The sequence below is a fragment of the Streptomyces sp. NPDC091287 genome, assembly GCF_044768525.1.
GTDB lineage: Bacteria > Actinomycetota > Actinomycetes > Streptomycetales > Streptomycetaceae > Streptomyces.
This window is the reverse complement of sequence record NZ_JBIVUV010000001.1, coordinates 287,222-305,366: the sequence shown is the minus strand read 5'-3', so window position 1 is coordinate 305,366 and position 18,145 is coordinate 287,222. Positions and strand designations below refer to the sequence as shown.

General features: G+C 72.3%; 18 protein-coding genes and 2 pseudogenes. 7 read left to right on the top strand and 13 right to left on the bottom strand.

Translation table 11 applies throughout. From position 1 onward, the window contains the following. Positions 1–113 precede the first annotated feature (113 nt). A complete protein-coding gene (locus tag ACIQRW_RS01285) occupies positions 114–1,136 on the top strand; it encodes a LacI family DNA-binding transcriptional regulator (protein ID WP_403753451.1) in 1,023 nt (340 codons plus the stop codon). A 26-nt stretch (positions 1,137–1,162) separates the two neighbouring features. On the opposite strand, the gene ACIQRW_RS01280 is transcribed toward ACIQRW_RS01285, so the two are convergent. The 5 genes from ACIQRW_RS01280 to ACIQRW_RS01260 are packed head-to-tail and all read right to left on the bottom strand — an operon-like array spanning position 1,163 to position 5,357. Further along, on the bottom strand, positions 1,163–1,747 hold the full coding sequence (locus ACIQRW_RS01280; RefSeq protein ID WP_403752640.1) for a GAF domain-containing protein: 585 nt from the start codon (positions 1,745–1,747) through the stop codon (positions 1,163–1,165). Continuing rightward, positions 1,744–2,367 (bottom strand): GTP-binding protein, encoded by a 624-nt coding sequence (locus ACIQRW_RS01275; protein WP_403752637.1) that lies wholly within the window; start codon positions 2,365–2,367, stop codon positions 1,744–1,746. The genes ACIQRW_RS01280 and ACIQRW_RS01275 overlap by 4 nt, the downstream gene beginning before the upstream one ends. Next, the gene (locus ACIQRW_RS01270; protein WP_006128964.1) at positions 2,345–2,716 is read right to left on the bottom strand and encodes a DUF742 domain-containing protein; all 372 of its coding nucleotides are present in this window, start codon (positions 2,714–2,716) and stop codon (positions 2,345–2,347) included. Before ACIQRW_RS01270 ends, ACIQRW_RS01275 begins: the two co-directional genes overlap by 23 nt. A gap of 2 nt (positions 2,717–2,718) precedes the next feature. Beyond that, on the bottom strand, positions 2,719–3,153 hold the full coding sequence (locus tag ACIQRW_RS01265) for a roadblock/LC7 domain-containing protein (protein WP_403752634.1): 435 nt from the start codon (positions 3,151–3,153) through the stop codon (positions 2,719–2,721). Further along, positions 3,150–5,357 carry an ATP-binding protein gene (locus ACIQRW_RS01260; RefSeq protein ID WP_403752631.1) on the bottom strand — a complete coding sequence of 736 codons (2,208 nt, stop codon included), beginning with the start codon at positions 5,355–5,357 and terminating at the stop codon, positions 3,150–3,152. Before ACIQRW_RS01260 ends, ACIQRW_RS01265 begins: the two co-directional genes overlap by 4 nt. Positions 5,358–5,780: 423 nt before the next feature. Here ACIQRW_RS01260 and ACIQRW_RS01255 point away from each other — a divergent pair, with 423 nt between their 5' ends. Beyond that, the gene (locus ACIQRW_RS01255; protein ID WP_403752629.1) at positions 5,781–7,226 is read left to right on the top strand and encodes a glyceraldehyde-3-phosphate dehydrogenase; all 1,446 of its coding nucleotides are present in this window, start codon (positions 5,781–5,783) and stop codon (positions 7,224–7,226) included. A 117-nt stretch (positions 7,227–7,343) separates the two neighbouring features. On the opposite strand, the gene ACIQRW_RS01250 is transcribed toward ACIQRW_RS01255, so the two are convergent. The 4 genes and pseudogenes from ACIQRW_RS01250 to ACIQRW_RS01235 form a co-directional block, all read right to left on the bottom strand. Continuing rightward, on the bottom strand, positions 7,344–7,844 hold the full coding sequence (locus ACIQRW_RS01250; protein ID WP_403752627.1) for a nuclear transport factor 2 family protein: 501 nt from the start codon (positions 7,842–7,844) through the stop codon (positions 7,344–7,346). 62 nt (positions 7,845–7,906) lie between these two features. Further along, a pseudogene (locus ACIQRW_RS01245) lies at positions 7,907–8,835 on the bottom strand (oxidoreductase). Between the two features lie 100 nt (positions 8,836–8,935). Next, a complete protein-coding gene (locus ACIQRW_RS01240) occupies positions 8,936–9,364 on the bottom strand; it encodes a pyridoxamine 5'-phosphate oxidase family protein (protein ID WP_403752624.1) in 429 nt (142 codons plus the stop codon). A 403-nt stretch (positions 9,365–9,767) separates the two neighbouring features. Continuing rightward, positions 9,768–10,241: a hypothetical protein gene (locus tag ACIQRW_RS01235; protein WP_403752621.1), complete on the bottom strand. Its 474-nt coding sequence runs from the start codon at positions 10,239–10,241 to the stop codon at positions 9,768–9,770. Positions 10,242–10,677: 436 nt separating this feature from the next. Between ACIQRW_RS01235 and ACIQRW_RS01230 the strand changes: the two are divergent. Continuing rightward, positions 10,678–10,764, top strand: a pseudogene (locus ACIQRW_RS01230) (MerR family DNA-binding transcriptional regulator); the annotation flags it as partial. 151 nt (positions 10,765–10,915) lie between these two features. On the opposite strand, the gene ACIQRW_RS01225 reads toward ACIQRW_RS01230, so the two are convergent. Then, positions 10,916–12,133: an MBL fold metallo-hydrolase gene (locus ACIQRW_RS01225; protein ID WP_403752618.1), complete on the bottom strand. Its 1,218-nt coding sequence runs from the start codon at positions 12,131–12,133 to the stop codon at positions 10,916–10,918. Between the two features lie 104 nt (positions 12,134–12,237). After that, positions 12,238–12,678, bottom strand: coding sequence for a PPOX class F420-dependent oxidoreductase (locus ACIQRW_RS01220; RefSeq protein ID WP_403752615.1), 441 nt, complete (start codon positions 12,676–12,678; stop codon positions 12,238–12,240). Between the two features lie 113 nt (positions 12,679–12,791). On the opposite strand from ACIQRW_RS01220, the gene ACIQRW_RS01215 reads away from it, so the two are divergent. After that, positions 12,792–13,448, top strand: a complete 657-nt coding sequence (locus ACIQRW_RS01215) for a TetR family transcriptional regulator C-terminal domain-containing protein (RefSeq protein ID WP_403752612.1) — start codon at positions 12,792–12,794, stop codon at positions 13,446–13,448. Between the two features lie 38 nt (positions 13,449–13,486). Here the strand turns inward: ACIQRW_RS01215 and ACIQRW_RS01210 are convergent, their stop codons facing one another. Together ACIQRW_RS01210 and ACIQRW_RS01205 are read right to left on the bottom strand one after the other, a co-directional pair. Beyond that, complete coding sequence (locus ACIQRW_RS01210; protein ID WP_403752609.1) at positions 13,487–14,488, bottom strand: DUF6745 domain-containing protein; 1,002 nt, start codon at positions 14,486–14,488, stop codon at positions 13,487–13,489. A 66-nt stretch (positions 14,489–14,554) separates the two neighbouring features. Continuing rightward, complete coding sequence (locus ACIQRW_RS01205; RefSeq protein ID WP_007449868.1) at positions 14,555–14,881, bottom strand: hypothetical protein; 327 nt, start codon at positions 14,879–14,881, stop codon at positions 14,555–14,557. A 194-nt stretch (positions 14,882–15,075) separates the two neighbouring features. On the opposite strand from ACIQRW_RS01205, the gene ACIQRW_RS01200 reads away from it, so the two are divergent. From ACIQRW_RS01200 to ACIQRW_RS01190, 3 genes are read left to right on the top strand one after another with little or no spacing between them, the layout of a single operon-like run. Continuing rightward, positions 15,076–16,026, top strand: a complete 951-nt coding sequence (locus tag ACIQRW_RS01200) for an STM4015 family protein (protein WP_403752606.1) — start codon at positions 15,076–15,078, stop codon at positions 16,024–16,026. Positions 16,027–16,031: 5 nt separating this feature from the next. Next, complete coding sequence (locus tag ACIQRW_RS01195; RefSeq protein WP_403752604.1) at positions 16,032–16,991, top strand: STM4015 family protein; 960 nt, start codon at positions 16,032–16,034, stop codon at positions 16,989–16,991. Continuing rightward, positions 16,972–18,129 carry an STM4014 family protein gene (locus tag ACIQRW_RS01190; RefSeq protein ID WP_403752601.1) on the top strand — a complete coding sequence of 386 codons (1,158 nt, stop codon included), beginning with the start codon at positions 16,972–16,974 and terminating at the stop codon, positions 18,127–18,129. The genes ACIQRW_RS01195 and ACIQRW_RS01190 overlap by 20 nt, the downstream gene beginning before the upstream one ends. Positions 18,130–18,145: the final 16 nt, after the last annotated feature.

Sequence of the window (18,145 nt, the reverse complement as noted above, 5' to 3'; positions counted from 1 at the left end):
AGGTCGTCCCGAAGTTTCGGGGCCCTGCCACCACCGCACCCCTGGGGGTCGAGTTGAGTGAACGGGAAACACCGGTCCACCCCGATACGCGACGTCGGGCCCCCGCCGCCCATGTGACGCTCGACGCGGTGGCGCGCGAGGCGGGCGTCTCGCTCGCCACCGCGTCCCGGGCGCTGAACGGCACCACCCGGGTCCGCGACGACCTGCGCGGGCGGGTCCGCGCGGCAGCCGATCTCCTCGGCTACATCCCCAACGCCCACGCCCAGGCCCTCGCGAGCCCCGAGGGCAACCGCACGGTCGGGCTGATCTGCCACGATGTCGGCGACCCCTACTTCGCGGGCATCGCCAGTGGAGTGATGCGCGCGGCCGCCGAGCAGGACCTGCTGGTGATGCTGGCCTCCACCTTCCGCGAACCCGCCCGGGAGATCGCGTACGTCTCGATGCTGCGGGCCCAGCGGGCCCGGGCCATCCTGCTGATCGGCTCCGGCTTCCAGGACCGTGCCTGGGAGCGGGCGATGGACGCGGAGCTGGAGCCGTACGTCCGGGCGGGCGGCCGGGTCGCGGTGGTCAGCCGGCACCGGAGCATGCGGGTGGACACCGTGCAGCCGGAGAACCGGGCCGGGGCCGCGGCGCTCGCGGCCTCGCTGGTGGCGCTGGGGCACCGGGAATTCGCGGTGCTGAGCGGGCCTCTCGAACTGACCACGGTGGCCGACCGGTTGGCGGGATTCCGCGAGGGGCTCGCCAGGGCGGGCATCACCCTGGAGCGGGTGGTGCGGGGCGCGTTCACCCGCGAGGGCGGACACGCGGCGGCACGACAGCTGCTGGCCTCGGGAGGCCCGCGGCCGACCTGCGTGTTCGCGGTGACCGATGTGATGGCCGTCGGCGCGCTCGCCGCGCTGCGGGAGGCCGGCGTACGCGTCCCCGAGGACATGTCGCTCGCGGGGTTCGACGACATCCCCGTCGTACGTGAGGTGTCGCCGCCGCTGACCACGGTGGCGCTGCCGCTCACGGAGATGGGCGAGCAGGTGATCGCCCTCGCGTTGCGGACACCGTCGGGGGCGGGGCGCTCCCGGGTGCTGCGGATCGAGGGGAACGTGGTCCTTCGGGGCAGCACCGGTGCACCGCCCGGGAGTTGAGCACGGCGCCACCTGCGGGGGGTGTGTCAGAGAGGGTGATGGCCCTCCCGGTCGTCGATCTGGCGTACGAGCTCATGGGCGAGCGACTTGATGGTGTCGAGCCCGGCCCGGCCCCACGGGCGCGGCACGGTGTCGACGGCACAGACGGTGCCCAGCGCGATGCCGGTGCGGTCGATCAGCGGCGCCCCGAGGTAGGAGCGGATGCCTATGTCGTCCACCACCGGATTGCCCGCGAAGCGCGGGTAGTCGCAGACGTCGTCCAGGACGAGGGCCTTGCGCCGGACGAGGACGTGCGGGCAGTAGCCGTGGTCACGGGCCATGTACCGGCTGCTGCGGTTGCTGCCCGCCGCGACCGAACCGAGGTGCTGGCCGCCGTGGTTGCCCGTCGGGGTGTGCAGTCCCGCGAAGAACTGCCGGTTCTCGTCGATGAAGTTGACCATCGAGAAGGGCGTGGCGGTGACTTCGGCCACCTTGTCGGCGAAGGCGTCGAAGTTGTCGTAGGAGGCGTCGGGGCGTTCGCCGAGATCCAGCTTGCGCAGCCGCTGCGCGCGGGCCGGGCCGTGCCGGTCGGTGGGCGTCAGGAGCATCCGGCCGGTGGCGAAGGATGTCACGGGTGGGCTCCGAAGGTCTGCAGTGGGGCGGGCGCCGTGGTGGCGTTGATGAGGTGTTGTACGAGGGTGACGAGGGCGCCCGTGCCGGAGCTGGCGATCCGGGCGTCGCACAGGACGACGGGCACCTCGGGCCCGAGGTCGAGCGCGGCGCGGACCTCGTCCGGCTCGTAGCGGTAGGCGCCGTCGAACTCGTTGACGGCGACGATGAATCCGATGCCGCGACGTTCGAAGAAGTCGACGGCGGCGAAGCATTCGGCCAGGCGCCGGGTGTCGGCCAGCACCACGGCCCCGAGCGCGCCCTGGGAGAGTTCGTCCCACATGAACCAGAAGCGTTCCTGGCCCGGTGTGCCGAACAGATAGAGCACGTGCTGCTCGGAGAGGGTGATGCGGCCGAAGTCCATGGCGACGGTGGTGGCCGTCTTGGACTCGACGCCCTCCAGATTGTCCGTCCCCACACTGACCTGGGTGAGCAGTTCCTCGGTGCTCAGCGGGGCGATCTCGCTGACCGCGCCCACGAACGTCGTTTTGCCGACGCCGAATCCACCGGCGACCAGGACCTTGAGTGCCACGGGGAAGAACTCGGAGGTTCGGGCGCGGTCAGAGCTGTCGTCGTAAACCATCGAGCACTGCCTCCAGCAGGGATCGGTCGGTGGGCATGTCATGGAAAGCGGGAGCGTGCGCGGTGACCGCGCCGCAGGCGACCAGGTCGGAGAGGATGACCTTGGCGACGACCGCGGGCAGCCGGAGGTGTGCGGCGATCTCGGCGACGGACATCGGCCCTTCGCACATGCCGAGGGCCACGGTGTGCTCCGGGCCGAGCGGAATGTCCGGTTCGATGCCCGTGGCCATGATCAGGGACAGCAGGTCGAACGCGGTGGACGGCCGGGTGCGGCCGTTGCTGATCGTGTACGGGCGGATCAGCCGGCCGGCCGCGTCGTCGAGCAGGGGCCCGTCCTGCGGGGCCGGCATCCTCAGCGCCCCGGGGTGAACGGCGACCCGGTCGGCTGCCGCAGCGGGGTCGTCAGATAGGGGCGGACGCTCTTGACCAGCATCGCCATCTCGTAGCCGAGCACCGCGGCGTCCGCCTCGCGTCCCGAGAGGACGGCGAGACAGGTGCCGGATCCGGCGGTGGAGACGAACAGGAGCGTGGAGTCCAGCTCGACGACCACCTGCCGTACGTCCCCGTTGTCGCCGAAACGGGCCCCGGCACTGCGGCCCAGCGAGTAGAGGCCGGCGGCCAGGGCCGCCATGTGGTCGGCGCTGTCGGGGTCCATGCCGTGCACGGATTTCACCAGCCCGTCGGCGGAGAGCAGGACCGCGCTGCGTGTGTAGGGCACGCGTTGGACCAGTCCGCTCAGCAGCCAGTCCAGGTCCGAGACCTGACCGGACGGGATTTCGGTCGTCATGGTGTCTGCTCCTTGAAGGTGGCGTCTTTTCGGGGTTCCGGGACAACCCGGCCCGGCAGGAAGGGGTCGGCCGCGAGCGCCCCGGGCTCGCCCGGAGCGTGGTCGCGGTCGTGGGCGCTCTCGGCGTGAGTGCCGCGCCGGTACGCGGGGCTGTCGTGCGGGTACGCGTCGGGCGGGTAGCTGTCCGGTACCGGCAGGCCGGCCGTGGGCAGTGCGTGGTCCGGCCGCGACGCCTCGGCCGGGCCGGGGAGGTCGGGCGGGGCGGTGGCGCCGCGTACGGGGAGGGGCGAGAGGGACTCCAGCGGGGCGTCGAGGGCCGTCTGCCCCCCGGTCCCCGTGCCGTCGGGGCCCCCGTATCGGCCGTCGGGGCTCTCTTCCTGGGCGGTCCGGGCCTCGGCGAGATCGACGCCGCGCCGGAAGGCCGCCATGAGACCCGGGTCGTGCAGGGCGTGCTCGTCCTCGATGCGCGGGGCGGGTGCCTCGCGCAACTGCGGGACGAGGGATTCCTGGTTCGTCCGCTTGGGCAGTTCGGGGCGGGAGCGGGACGGAGCCGGGCGGTCGTCGCGCTCGTGGGTGGCCGCCGGGTCGGGCCGGCCGTCGTGCTCGGGCGGGGAGGCGTGCGGCGTGGGGCGGTCGACGCGTTCGGCGCGCAGCGGGAGGGGCGGGGCGTCGCCCACGGGCGGTTGCGGGCGGCTGTTCTGCGGGTGGTCCCCCGCTGTGGACTGCGGGGGGCTGTTCTGCGGGTGGTCCCCCGCTGTGGACTGCGGGCGGCTGTTCTGCGGGTGGTCCCCCGCTGTGGACTGCGGGCTTCCGTTCGGCCTGTGTCCGGGCCTCTGGTGCGATCCGTCCCTGGGCGCCTGGGCCGTACCGCTCTGCGGCGGGGCGGCGGGTGTCCCGGCCTCGACGGGCGGCCGGTGCACGGCGCCGGGCGGCGGCACGGGCACGGCGTCGGGCGACCGCGGGGCGTCGGGGTCGGTCCCGAGCAGCGACTGCGGGAGAACCAGCACCGCCTGCGTACCGCCGTAGATGTTGCTCTGGAGGCGGACGGCGATGCCGTGGCGGCGGGCCAGGGCCGAGACGACGAACAGGCCGATCCGGCCGTCCTGGAGCAGATGGGCGACGTTGACCTGGTCGGGGTCGGAGAGCAGGGCGTTCATCCGCTTCTGCTCGTGCTCCGGCATCCCCAGACCGCGGTCCTCCACTTCCAGGGCGAGGCCGGCGGTGACGTGCTGGACGCGCAGCAGGACCTGGGTGTGCGGGGCGGAGAACACCGTGGCGTTCTCGACCAGCTCGGCCAGCAGGTGGATCACGTCGGCGACGGCGTGGCCCCGCAGGGTGCCCTCCATCGGCGGGACCAGCTTGACCCGGGGGTACTGCTCGACCTCGGCGATGGCCGAGCGGAGCACCTCGGTCATGGTGACCGGGTTGCTCCACTGCCGCCGGGAGACGGCCCCGCCGAGCACGGCGAGGTTCTCCGCGTGGCGGCGGATCCGGGTGGCGAGATGGTCGACGTGGAAGAGGCCCTTGAGGAGGTCGGGGTCCTCGACCTCGTGCTCCAGCTCGTCGAGGATCTGGATCTCGCGGTGGACGAGGGATTGCAGCCGTCGCGCGAGGTTGACGAAGACCTCGACCTTCTGTTCGTTGCCGGTACTGCTGAAGAGCTGGGACGCCTGGACGACGGCGGCGACGGCGGCTTCCTGGGCCCGCGCCATCTCCTGACCGAGCAGGTCGAAGGCGTCGGCCCCGGGCACGGGGGGCTGCGCGGGCGGCCGGGCGGCGACGGCTTCCCTGTTGCGGAGCTGTTCCATCACCCGTTGCAGCTCGGCCTGGCCCTGGGCGCTGGCGCGCCGGAGCGCGAGGGCCCTGTCGAGCACCTGGCCCGCGACGCGGTTGGCGCCGAGGTAGGCGGCCGTGACGGCGGCGACGGCGAGCGCGCCGGATCCGCCGAGCGCCGCCCAGAGGCTCGGCGAGGCGTCGACGGCTCCGGCGCGGACGGTGAAGATGACGGCGGCGGCGCCGCTGAGCACGGCGGCGATGGCGGGGAGCAGCGCGGTCCGCAGCAGCTGGGGCCGTATGCGGGCGTCGGCGGGAGGCCCTGCGGCGCGCGGCCTGTTCGTGGCCGAGTGGGCGCGCGTGCCGGGGCGGCCGTGCCGCCCGCCTTCACGGCGGTCCGGTCGCGCGTCGGGTGCGCGAAGTTGAGACATCAGCGTCCTCGGTACAGGGGGCACCAGGGATCGGCGGTCGTGCCGGCGTCCATGCGGTGGCCCCTACGGTGGTCGGTCAGGCGCGGGTCATCGGTCGGGCAGGCCCGAACGTTATGAGCCCACCGTTGATCACCGGGCACACACGGTAGTCGTCAATGACGTATGCGCGACGGGCAGTTGTCGAACTTGCCCGCCATCCGTCCCACTCTGGTATGACCTCTCGCACGCACGCCCGATTGCGCCGCCTTGACCCCGATTCGACCCGAGACGTCGACAGGCCGCCCACATGCTGGACACTTCAGGCCCGCCGGGGCCGCGTGACGCGCGCCCCTGCGGGGTTTACCCGCAGGTAGGGGACCACCCGATGGGGCGAGGGGGCGGCCGGTTACCATATGAGCGCCGCCTAGCTCGAAAGATAAACTTGTGACTGTCAATGACGACTCGTTCACCAACTGGATGCACCGCGAGGAGATCGCGGAGTCGATGATCCCGATCATCGGGAAGCTGCACCGCGAGCAGGACGTCAATGTCCTGCTGCACAGCCGCTCCCTGGTGAACAAGTCGGTGGTCAGCATCCTCAAGACCCACCGCTTCGCCCGGCAGATCGCCGGTGAGGAACTCATCGTCACCGAGACGATGCCGTTCCTGCGGGCCCTGACGACGCTGGACCTCGGCCCCTCCCAGATCGACATAGGCATGCTGGCCGCGACGTACCGGACCGACGGGCGCGGACTCTCCGTCGAGGAGTTCACCGCGGAGGCCGTCGCCGGGGCGACGGGCGACAACAAGACCGAGCGCCGCGCTTCGCGTGACGTGGTGCTCTACGGCTTCGGCCGCATCGGCCGGCTCCTGGCCCGCCTGCTCATCGAGAAGGCCGGCTCGGGCAACGGCCTGCGCCTGCGGGCCATCGTCGTCCGCAAGGGTTCCGGCCAGGACATCGTCAAGCGCGCCTCGCTGCTGCGACGCGACTCGATCCACGGCCAGTTCCAGGGCACGATCACCGTCGACGAGGCGAACAGCAAGATCATCGCCAACGGCAACGAGATCCAGGTGATCTACTCCGACGACCCGACGACGGTCGACTACACGGCGTACGGCATCAAGGACGCCATCCTGATCGACAACACCGGCCGGTGGCGCGACCGTGAGGGCCTCTCCAAGCACCTCCAGGCGGGCATCGCCAAGGTCGTGCTGACCGCACCGGGCAAGGGCGACGTCCCGAACATCGTGCACGGCGTCAACCACGACACGATCAAGCCGGACGAGCGGATCCTGTCCTGCGCGTCCTGCACGACTAACGCGATCGTGCCGCCGCTGAAGGCGATGGCGGACGAGTACGGCGTGCTGCGCGGGCACGTGGAGACCGTCCACTCGTACACCAACGACCAGAACCTGCTGGACAATTACCACGACTCCGACCGCCGTGGCCGTTCGGCGGCGCTCAACATGGTCATCACCGAGACCGGTGCCGCCTCGGCCGTGGCGAAGGCGCTGCCCGACCTCGACGCCCCGATCACCGGCAGCTCCATCCGCGTCCCGGTGCCGGACGTCTCGATCGCGATCCTCAGCCTGCGGCTGGAGCGCGAGACCACCCGCGAAGAGGTCCTCGACTACCTCCGCAACGTGTCGCTGGCCTCGCCGCTCAAGCGTCAGATCGACTTCATCAGCGCCCCCGACGCGGTCTCCAGCGACTTCATCGGCTCGCGCCACGCCTCGATCGTCGACGCGGGCGCCACCAAGGTCGACGGCGACAACGCGATCCTCTACCTCTGGTACGACAACGAGTTCGGCTACTCGTGCCAGGTCATCCGGGTCGTCCAGCACGTCTCCGGGGTGGAGTACCCGACGTACCCGGCCCCGGCGGTCTGACCGCCCGGCACGCTCTTGCGCGCGTACGTCCCCGGTGCCCGGCAGGCCTCCTGCCGGGCACCGGGCATGTGAGCGGTGCGGGCGGACGGTCGCCTCAGCGCGGGACGGCACCGTCCTCTATGCCTCGCGCGAGGCGTCGGCCGGACCCAGCCGTTCGGTCGGGCCTCCGAAGTCGAGGAACGTGGCCCGCTCGGCGAGGAGCCACCGCCCTTCGACCTTGCGGAAGGTGTCCTCGTAGTGTCCGACCTGGACGGGAAGGCGCGGCGGCAGCATGCCGCCGGCATGACCGTCCACGCGGTAGGTCGTGAAGTACGTGCTCGCGTTCGCCGTCGTCGCGGAGTTGAGGTTCACCAGGATGTTGGTGCACAGGCGGCGGGAGAGCCGGTCGGCGGGACGGCCGCCGAAGTAGGCGCGCAGGGCGTCCCTGCCCTCGATCCGCCGGTCGCCCTCGGCCCATTCCCAGACCCCGTCGGGGGTGAACAGCTCGGCCACGTCGCCGGGTTCACCCAGATCGAGCGTGCGGACGAACTCGACGACCAGCCGCTCACAGGCTCGCTCGGCGATCAGACGGTCCAGGGGGTCCAGTGGCTCCGGGGGATTCGGCGTATCGGTGTCCATCTCCTCTTCCTACCAACCCGCCCCGGGGCCGCACGACATGTTTTCGGCGACCCCGGCACACGTCACACGGCGTCGGCGTCCAGCTCGGTCAGCCGGGCCGACTCGTCCCACAACGCCCTTGCCATGAGCGGGTCCTGGGCGAGCCGCGACTTCCGGGCGGGCGCCGGGGCTCCCCGGGTCTCGCCCAGGCGGGCGGGGCCGTAGTAGGAGCCGCCCGGGGCATCCGGCAGCGTCGCCGCGTACAGCACGGGCAGAGCCCCCGCCGATGCCGGCTGGGTGTACAGCCGCGAGGCACGCTCCAGCCTCGCGGCCCAGTTCCGCCGGCGAGACGCGGCCCGGCCTGGCCCAACTCCGTCGCGGAGAGCCCGGGATGGGCCGCGAGCGCGACCAGGTCCCGTCCTGCGGCGCGGGCCCGCCGGTCCAGCTCGTTAGTGAACAGCAGGTTGGCGAGCTTGGACTGGCCGTAGGCCCGCCACTTGCTGTACGCGCGCTCGGCGTTGAGGTCCCCGAGGTCGATGCGGCCGATACGGTGGCCGAGCGAGGAGAGCGTCACCACACGCGCCGGACCCCGGACTCCGAGGACGGGCAGCAGCCGGTTGGTCAACGCGAAGTGGCCCAGGTGGTTGGTGCCGAACTGCATCTCGAAACCGTCCGCCGTACGGAGTGGCGGCAGCGCCATCACCCCGGCGTTGTTCACCAGGAGGTCGAGCCGCCCGTCGACCTCCTTCGCGATGGCCTCCGCGGCCTCGGCCACACTGTTCAGATCGGCCAGATCGAGGCGGACGAGCCGGGCGTCCGAGCCGGGGACGGCCCGGCGGACGGCGTCCACGGCGCGCCGACCTCGCTCCGGATCGCGGCACGCGAGAACGGTTCGCGCGCCGGAGCGGGCCAGGACGAGTGCGGTCACCGCACCGATGCCGCTGTTGGCGCCGGTGACCACGGCCGTGGAGCCGGAGAGGTCGGGCATGTCGTCAAGAGTCCAGGAGTGCATGGGGCGCACCTCCCCCGTGCCGGCGTCGCCACACATGGCAGACACCCGCAGTGCGGCCCGCCGGGGCAGGACTCCGCCGCGCGCGCCGCGCGGCCGGGGCTCAGACCTGGCCGAGGTCCGAGCTGACCCAGCGCTCGGGGCGCAGGGTGATCACCACCTGCTCGCCGTGGTTCTCCCAGGCGAAGTCCACGTAACCGGCGACCTTCTCGGCCGGGAGGTAGCGCGCCGACACCTCCTCCAGGTCCGCGCGCGTGGCGGGGCGGGTGTCGACGACGGGCCCCTCGACGGAGACGTAGCGGATGGTCGGCTCCAGCCGGTCGACCAGGAGCGTGAACCGGCCCGCCGCGTCGATCAGTTCGGCCTTGCGGGAGGTGCGGCCGGTGAGGATGCGCACGTCGCCGCCCGGTTCGTACTGGTACCAGATGGGCACGCTGAGCGGTGCCCGGTCACCGTCCCCCGAGGCGACAGCCAGTGCGGCGACACGGGGCTCGGAGAGGAACTCTTCGCGCTCTTCACGGGTGAGTGCCACTGCACGCTCCTTCGTACGGGGATTCGGGGCTGCCCCAGTGTGCCCCGTACGCCGGGCCTGTCTCCCGTCACCGGCGCCGGAGTGCGCGGCGTGTCGTACGGGGTGTCCCGCGGCCCGCCGGAAGACACCCCACCATCCCGGCTCCCCTGACCCCAGGAGACACCCCGCGGTCCCGGCCCCCTTGGCCCTAGGGCGTGTTTCGAAAGTCCCGCCTGCTCGGCGACGCCTGGCACTTCCCCAAGCTCTCGGCTTCGCTCGAGCAGGGGAGACCCCATCCCTCGCCGCGTTGTCGGGATCACCCCGATACATCCAGTATCGGGGCGACCCTCCGCCTTGCGATCGCACGCACCAGACGCCGCCGAGCCCGCCCTCCGGGCGGACGGCGCTACTTTCGAAACACGCCCTAGGAGACACCGGGAGCGTCCTGGGACCGTCGTACGACGGCCGCCCCACGCAGGGCGACGGCGCACCAGACGGCCACCAGGAGCAGCGCGACCGCGGCCAGGCCCGCGACTTCGAGGGGCTCCGGCCGCCAGCCCAGGGACAGCCGGGTGCCGATCATGACGGTGCCGAGGAGGACCTCCGACGGGGAGTAGACCGGCACCTTGGCCGCCACGAACCGCAGGAGGGCGCCCAGCACCAGGCCGATCACGGCCCAGGCGAGCAGATAGGGCCAGAGCGCTCCCGGAGCGGCGGGCGGCAGGCCGTACTCCTCCGGGCCGATGCGGAACAGGGCGCCCAACCACCCCAACGTCACTCCGGCGGCGGTGACGAGCGCCGCCCACAGCGCATGACGCCACAGCGGGCCGGACCGCACTCGCTCATCCTCGTGCTCGTCCTGGGTGTCGACGGGGTTCGTGGTCTCGGGAAGATCCATCACACCCGATGAGACGCTCACCGGCCGCCGATCGTTGCGTCGCAGGCGATGTCGGGTACATGCCGAAACATCATGCCCGTCCCGAGGGCCGTAGCCCGGCGGAGACCGGCCCGGCATGGCCCGGACGGGGACTAGGGAGCGGACGCGGACCCGTCCGTCGACCTGTTCGAGGTCACGGCGAAGGACGTCGACGCCACGTTCTGTCTGAGCGTGTCGCCGTCGGAGCCCGAATCGGCGCTGGAGAACATCACGGTGGGCCTCTCCGTCACCGTGGATGAGGGCCGGTGCTGAAACCGGCCGCCACGCCCCGGTGAGCCGGTCTTCCGACCGGCGCGGATACGGGCTTGAAGTTACCGCAGCGGCAACTTCTACGGTCATGGCCAGGGCCGGAGGAACCGGCCCCGTAAGGCGCTCGTGAGGGAGTGAGGACGTGGCGATGGACTGGCCGATCTCCGAGGTCGCCCGGATGTCGGGCGTGACCGCCCGGACCCTGCGGCACTACGACGAGATCGGTCTGCTGCCGAGGCCATCGCCCCGGGCCTGGCCGCATATCAGCGGGCCGCCATCGCCGCCTACACGGCCGCCCGGCTCGCCTGACCGGCACGAGGCCGCCGCCGAGTACCCGGCGGCGGCCGTCAGCGGTGCGCGGCGCGGGCGGGCCGCTCCGCCACGGGTCAGCGCTCTCCGGCGAGGTCGAGATCGCCCAGCGCCGCCGGTGCCGGGCCGGGTCCGGGTCCGGGTCCGGCCTGATGCTCCGTGCGGCGCCACGGGCGGCCGAGGGAGGTCGACAGCGACCGCCACCACGGCTCCACGGGGAGGGTTCCCGCCGGTTCGAACGGCTCGCCCGGCCGGGGGAACGCCACCGACTGCCCAGCCTCCTCGCCTGCGTCCTTCGTCCACTCGCCCGGCTCCGCCCAGGCGTGCGGGGCCAGATTGAAGGTGCCCCAGTGGATCGGCAGCAGTACGCCGTACGGGCTGCCGCCCTGGAGGTCCAGGTGGGCGCGCATGCCTTCGGCGGGGGTCATGTGGATGTCCGGCCAGTACTCCGAGTACGCGCCGATCTGGATCATGGTGGCGTCGAAGGGCCCGTACTCGGCCCCGATGTCCCGGAAACCGGGAAAGTAGCCGGTGTCCCCGCTGTGGTAGATCCGGTGCTCCGGACCCGTGACGGCCCACGACGCCCAGAGGGTGTGCTGCTGGTTGCGCAGCCCGCGACCGCAGAAGTGGCGTGCGGGGGTGGCGGTGAGGCTGATTCCGGCGATGGTCGCGGTCTCGTTCCAGTCGAGCTCGTGCATCCGGCTCGTGGGGACGCCCCAGCGCTCCAGATGGGCTCCGACCCCGAGGGGCACGGCGAAGACCGTGTCGGTGCCGGCCAGGGCGCGGATCGTCGGCAGGTCGAGGTGGTCGTAGTGGTCGTGGGAGATGACGACCACGTCGACGGGTCCGAGCGCGGCCAGCGACAGCGGAGTGGGGTGCAGGCGCTTGGGCCCGGCGAAGGGGAACGGGGAACAGCGCTCGCCCCAGACCGGGTCGAACAGGATCCGCCGCCCGTCGATCTCCGCCAGCACGCTGGAATGGCCCATCCAGGTCAGCCGGAGCCCGGTGGCGGGGGGTGCGGCCAGATCGGCGAGGGTCGTGGCGTGGACGGGCACGGTGCCCGTCGGCGTCCTGCGGCCCCGCTGCTCCTTGTGGAAGTAGATCTTGGCGAACTCGACGGTGGACCCGGAGGGCCTGGTCCGCGCCCCCACCGGGTTCTGGAACACTCCGTCGACGAAATGGGGCGAGCGGCGGATGCGCTCCATCCGCGCTCCGGCCGGATCGGCCCCGAAGGACTCGGTGCGCATCGAGCGCAGTTTCGTGCGGAACGGAAGCAAGTAGTCAGCGCCGGTCACAGCATCTCCTGAGGGAGTCGGTGTCGTCTCATTATGGTCGGCCTGTACGACAGGGCGAGCCCAGAAGATGCTGAACGGGGCAACCGGCCCGGCCGGCGTCGACGTCAGCCACGCGGTTGCCCGTAGACACGGTCGATGCGCAGGGTGAGCAGCACCCTGCGGTCCTCGACCATGGCCCGCCGGTAGTCGTCCCAGTCGGGGTGCTCGCCCCTGACGTCCCGGTAGAGCGTGATCAGCGCTTCCACCGTGGCGTCGTCGGGCGCCGCGGCGGGCGGGGTCAGTTCGGCGGTCCCGTCGGCGACGGTCCAGGCCCAGCGGTCGTCACTGGTGACGTGGTAGCTCGCCCGGGGGTCGCGCCGCAGGTTACGGGTCTTGGCCCGGCCCTCGGTGATCGAGACGCGGACCACCCGCTCCTCGGGATAGAAGGCGTGATTGACGTTGGACAGCTGGGGGCGTCCGTCCTGTTTCAGAGTGACCAGGACTCCGCCGTCGTGCTCACCGAAGAGACGGAGCAGTGCGTCCTGTGCCGGTTCGATTCGCGTCATGCACGATGCAACGTCCGGGCGGTCCGGAGGATTCCGGTGCGCCGCATCCGCCGTGACCTCCTTCGGACGCCGTCCCACCGTCGCTGACCTGGCGTATTGGTTAGGGTGGCCCGGTGGCTAGAGTCCGGTTGAACGTGGCGGAGCGGCGCGAGGAGCTGTTGCGCGCGACGGTCGGGCAGATCGAGGCCCGTGGGGTCTCGTCCGTGCGGATCGCCGATGTGGCCTCGGTGCTGAATGTGAGCAACGCGCTCGTCCTCTACCACTTCTCGACCAAGGAGAAGCTGGTCGCGGCGGCTTTCGCGTACGCGGCCGAGGCCGACCTCGCCCATCTCCGCAAACTGCTGGCCCGCCGCACCACCGCCGTACGACGGCTGCGGACGGCCGTGCGGTGGTACGCGCCGACGGGGCAGGCCAAGGGCTGGCGGCTGTGGATCGAGGGCTGGGCGGCCTCCTTGCGCGATCCCGCCCTCCGGGAGGTCGCGGGCGACCTCGACCAGCAGTGGAAGGCGGAGCTGGCCCAGGTCATCGAGGAGGGTGCCGCGGCCGGGGAGTTCCGGTGCGGGGATCCCCGGTCGGCGGCCTGGCGGCTGACCGCCCTGCTGGACGGGATGGCGGTGCAGACGACCTCGTACGCGGGTCCGCTCTCTCGGGCCACGATGCTGCGGTGGACCGACGAGGCGCTCGCCCGTGAGCTGGGCATTGATCTGGCGGAGCTGACCGGCCCGCCGGCCGTCGAACCCCATGGAACGGATCCTGCCGCGACCGGCTGACGGCCGCGCCCGATCACCCGGCCCCCCGGCTCCTCGGGTCAGGTCTGGCGCACCGGTGCGTAGGCCGCTCCGTCCAGTCCGAAGGTCCAGGCGACCCCGTCCTTCGCAGTCCGGGTGGCGGGCGGCACGCGCAGCCAGTAGGTGCGGTATGTGCCGTCCGGCTCGGGGGTGGAGTTGACCACCTCGACCATCACCACGTCCTCGTCGCCCGCGAGGGAGATGCGCCAGAGGATGCCCGTCTCGTCGCGGTGGACCGGTTCGGCGCCCGACTCGGTGAGATACCGGTCGTAGCCGTAGTACTCCAGCATCACGCGGCGCAGCTCCGCGTTCTCCTCGGCGCGGATCCGCTCGGGTGTGAGGGAGGACAGCTCGGCCAGGAACGCGGCGGGAACAGGCATGCCGCGCCAGGCGTGGAGGGCGAAGCCGTCCCCGTAGGCGAGGGCCGGTCCCTCGCGGTGGTCGAGCCGGCCCGCCTCGTCGCGGTGGAGGACGTCGGGCCGCTCGCTGATGACCGCGGCGTGCTCGTAGGGCCACCACCAGCCGGCGTTGCGGGCCACCTCCGCGAGGCCCGTCAGCCGGTCGCCCCGCCCGTCGAAGGCCGCGAGCCAGGCGGCGTCGTGCTGGCCGAGCACGGCGTCCAGGAGCACCAGCCGCACGGCGCCCTCGTCCTCGGGCCGCGGCGCCAGGTCCGCGACGACACCGGTCCGTATCCGCTCGGCGAGTGCGCCCGTGGTCTCCCACAGCTGGGCCCCGGTGGCGGACCAGAGCGCCGACCAGCCCGCCGGGCCCAACTCGTCGTACGTCCGGCGGCGTTCCTCGGCCCATGGGCGGGTGCGGACCTCCTCGCGCACCGACCGTCCGGCGTCGGTCAGCTTCTCCACCGCTTCGACGGCGGCCCGCGGCGATGCGGCCCAGATGATCCGGTCCGGCTCCGCCAGGCCCGCGGTGCGATAGGCGCGCCGCACACCGGCCTCGGCAGCCGCCCGGTCCGCCCGGCCGGTCGCCGCCGCCACGCTCCGCCAGGAATTCACGTTCTGCATCGGTTGTCCCCGTCCCCTGCTGTGCTCGTTCTGGAAAGCTGTGCTTGCTCCGGCATGGCGGAGCGGTCAGTCCGCCACGATGCGGATCGCGCCGGGTGCGTACTCCCGCTGCCGCACGACGCGGAACCAGCCCTTGGGGAGCGGGATCACCGCGTGCTCCTCGTGCACCACCCGCCCGCCCTCGGGGAGATGGAGCAGCATCGGGCCGAACTGACCCGCTTCCCGGATCAGCCGGCCGGGCCCCTGCACGGCGTGCGCGTGGCCGGTGACCTCTCCCAGCGCGAGCACCAGCCGCCCCCGCCCGTCGCGCAGTTCGCCCGGGGCCTCCAGGAAGGGGGCGGGCACCGCCGACTCCTCCAACTCCATGATCAGTACATCGCCCTGCCGGTACACAGACGTCTCCCCTCGGTCGCGGCACCCGCTGTGCCGACCATGGGAAAAACGCTACGGGCAGGGTCTGACAACGGGCCGCCGCGACGGCCGTGGACGGGTCCCGGTCGCGGCGTTGTCAGTGCGGCTTGATAAACCTTGCGGACATCAGCAGTCCCCAGGATCAGGCAGTCCCCCAGGATCAGGAGTTCAGGGCCATGTACGGTGCGCAGCATCTGCACGAGTTCGGCGGCCTTCCGGTCGTCGACTTCCAGCACACGTCCGACGGGGGCTCCCGGCCCGCCGCGGACGCCGTGGCCTGGCGGGTCTCCGTCGATCCGTACGACGACGACCGGCCCTGGGAGGAGGAGTTCGCCGACTTCCTGGACAAGGTCGACCCGGCCGGCGTCCGGGCTCTGGTCATCGGCCAGTGGGGCGAGGCGTACGAGGAGACCTCCTCCGCGCCGATCGGCCTGGTGATCGCCGCCGCCGACCGGCTGACCTCGCTGGAGGCGGTGTTCGTCGGGGATCTGGAGGCGGAGGAGGCCGAGATCACCTGGATCCAGCAGTCGGACGTGACCGTGCTGTTGGCCGCCTTCCCCGGGCTGACGGAGTTCGGCGTGCGCGGCGGCTCCGAGCTGGTGTTCCCGCCGGCGAAGCACGATCGGCTGCGGTCGCTGACCGTCCAGGCGGGCGGCCTCCCCGCCGAGGTGGTGCGGGGTGTGCTGGACAGCGAACTGCCCGCGCTGGAGCGGCTGGATCTCTGGCTCGGTGTGTCCGCCTACGAGGGCAACACCGATCTCACCGACCTCGCTCCGCTGCTCTCCGGCACCCGTTTCCCCCGGCTGAACCACCTGGGCGTGCGCAACAGCGAGATCCAGAACGAGATCGCGTCGGCCGTGGCCTCGGCTCCGGTCCTCGCCCAACTGCGGGTGCTGGACCTGTCGAACGGGACGCTGGGCGACGAAGGTGCGGCCGCCCTCCTCGAAGGGCAGCCGCTGACCCATCTGGAACTCCTCGATCTCCACCACCACTTCCTCACCGATGAGATGGCGGAGCGGGTCCGTTCCGCCCTGGAGCCGCACGGCGTGCGGGTCGATCTCTCCGAGAAGTGCGAGCCCTGGGGCGACCGGGGTGCCGAGGGCCGCTACACCGCCGTCTCGGAGTAGGCGTCATGACGTATCTCGGCATCCAGCACCTCGACCGCTTCCACGGGCTGCCGGTCCACTCCCCGGAGCCGTCGTCCGGGGCCCTGCCCGCCGCCGACTCCGTCGCCTGGCGGCTGGTGTGCGACTACGGCGAGGACGCCGGCTTCGCCACCCTGTGGGAGCAGTTCCTGGAGACGGTGGACACGACCCGGGTCCGGGCGCTCGTCATCGGCCCCTGGTGGAGCGAGGAGTACACGCCGTTCGCCCCGGTGATGGAGCTGATCGTCGCCCACGCGGACCGCTTCCCGGCCCTGCGCGGGCTCTTCCTCGCCGATGTGGTGGGCGAGGAGTGCGAGGTGTCCTGGCTGCGGATGTGCGACGTCACTCCGGTGCTCGAAGCGCTGCCGCTGCTGGAGGAGTTCGCGGTGCGCGGCTGCGGTCAGGAGGGTCTGGGGCTGCGCCCGCTGCGCCACGCGTCGCTGAAGTCGCTGCGCTTCGAGTCCGGGGGCCTGCCCGGCTCGTTGGTACGGGCGGTCGCCGCGAGCGAACTGCCCGCGCTGGAGCGGCTGGACCTGTGGTTCGGCAGCTCCTGGTACGGCGGCGACGCCACCCTTGACGACATCCGGCCGGTCCTGTCGGGCGGCGTGTTCCCCCGGCTGCGCCACCTGGGGTTGCAGAACAGCGAGATCCAGGACGAGATCGCCGCCGCGGTGGGTTCCGCGCCCGTCGTCGCCCAGTTGGAGACCCTGGCGCTGTCGATGGGCACGCTGAGCGACACCGGCGGCGAGGCTCTGCTCAACGGGCAGCCCCTGAGCCACCTGGCCACGCTCGACCTGCGCCACCACTACCTCACCGAGCCGGTGCTGGACCGCGTCAGGGCCGCGTGCGCCCCGGCCGTCGTCGAGGCGGGCGAGGCCGAGGACGACTACGCGGACCCGGACGACGAGGACGACGAACCGGAACGCTATGTCGCGGTCAGTGAGTAGCGGCGGGGACGGCCCGGTGCCGCGCTTCGCGGTCGTCGGCAATCCGGACAACCGCCGGGTCGCCTTCTTCGAGGAGGCCGTGCGCTCCGCCGGGCTGCCGCCGGCCCGGGTGGTGCCCTGGCTCCGAGTGCTGCGCGGTGAGGCGGTGTTCGCGGCGGGCGAGAGAGTACGGATCGATTCGCCCGGTGAGGACGCCGAAGTGGAGCGGCTGCTCCGCGGGGTCGACGACCCGACCCGGGTGGAGGGTTCGGCCCGGTGGTACGCGCGCTTCACCGCGGCGGTGGACGCGGTGGCGGGCGCGGCCTCGGCCGCCGGCGCCGAGGTGCTGGGCTCCCCCGGTGACATCGCCGTGCTCTTCGACAAGCGGCTGTGCCACGGGCTCCTCGACCGTGCGGGGGTCCCCGTGCCCGCCTCGCCGACGTCCGGTCAGGCGGCGGCACCGGTGCGCGGCTGGTCCGACGTACGGGAGTTGCTGCGCGCGCACCGGATGCCCCGGGCGTTCGTGAAGCTGGCGCACGGCTCCTCCGCCTCCGGGGTGCTGGCGGTGGAGACGGCGGGTCCCGGCCGGGTCCGGGCGAGCACCTCCGTGGAGCGGGACGCGTCGGGTCGGCTGTTCAACTCGCTCCGGGTGCGGCGCTACACCTCGGAGGCGGAGGTCGGCGCGGTCGTGGACGCGCTGGCCCCGGACGGGCTGCACATCGAGCGCTGGCTGCCGAAGGCGTCCCAGCGGGGTCGGGCCGCGGATCTCCGGATCGTGGTGGTCGGCGGCCGTGCGACGCACGCAGTAGTGCGGACGAGCACGAGCCCCATGACCAATCTGCATCTGGGCGGAGCGCGCGGCGACCTCGACGAGGTCCGGGCCGCCGTGGCGGCCGCCGGCGGCTGCTGGCGCGAGGCGCTGGCGATGTGCGAGCGGGCGGCGGCCTGCTTCCCCGGGACGCCCTGTGTGGGCGTCGACCTCCTGCCCACGGCCGGCTGGCGGCGCTTCGCCGTCGGCGAGGTCAACGCCTTCGGCGATCTGCTGCCCGGACTGACCGGTCTGCCGGGCAGCGGCGCCGAGGGCCTGAACACCTATGCGGCGCAGGTCGCCGCCGTACTGGACCGAGCAAGGAACCTCCGTGCCGTCACCCCTTCCTGACCCCGACACGTCCCCG

Coding starts and splice junctions, on each gene's coding strand:
- ACIQRW_RS01200 (WP_403752606.1), top strand. CDS start 15,076: ATGTACGGTGCGCAGCATCTGCACGAGTTCGGCGGCCTTCCGGTCGTC.
- ACIQRW_RS01270 (WP_006128964.1), bottom strand. CDS start 2,716: ATGCCGGCCCCGCAGGACGGGCCCCTGCTCGACGACGCGGCCGGCCGG.
- ACIQRW_RS01220 (WP_403752615.1), bottom strand. CDS start 12,678: ATGACGCGAATCGAACCGGCACAGGACGCACTGCTCCGTCTCTTCGGT.
- ACIQRW_RS01275 (WP_403752637.1), bottom strand. CDS start 2,367: ATGGTTTACGACGACAGCTCTGACCGCGCCCGAACCTCCGAGTTCTTC.
- ACIQRW_RS01250 (WP_403752627.1), bottom strand. CDS start 7,844: ATGGACACCGATACGCCGAATCCCCCGGAGCCACTGGACCCCCTGGAC.
- ACIQRW_RS01235 (WP_403752621.1), bottom strand. CDS start 10,241: ATGGATCTTCCCGAGACCACGAACCCCGTCGACACCCAGGACGAGCAC.
- ACIQRW_RS01190 (WP_403752601.1), top strand. CDS start 16,972: ATGTCGCGGTCAGTGAGTAGCGGCGGGGACGGCCCGGTGCCGCGCTTC.
- ACIQRW_RS01265 (WP_403752634.1), bottom strand. CDS start 3,153: ATGACGACCGAAATCCCGTCCGGTCAGGTCTCGGACCTGGACTGGCTG.
- ACIQRW_RS01210 (WP_403752609.1), bottom strand. CDS start 14,488: ATGCAGAACGTGAATTCCTGGCGGAGCGTGGCGGCGGCGACCGGCCGG.
- ACIQRW_RS01260 (WP_403752631.1), bottom strand. CDS start 5,357: ATGTCTCAACTTCGCGCACCCGACGCGCGACCGGACCGCCGTGAAGGC.
- ACIQRW_RS01195 (WP_403752604.1), top strand. CDS start 16,032: ATGACGTATCTCGGCATCCAGCACCTCGACCGCTTCCACGGGCTGCCG.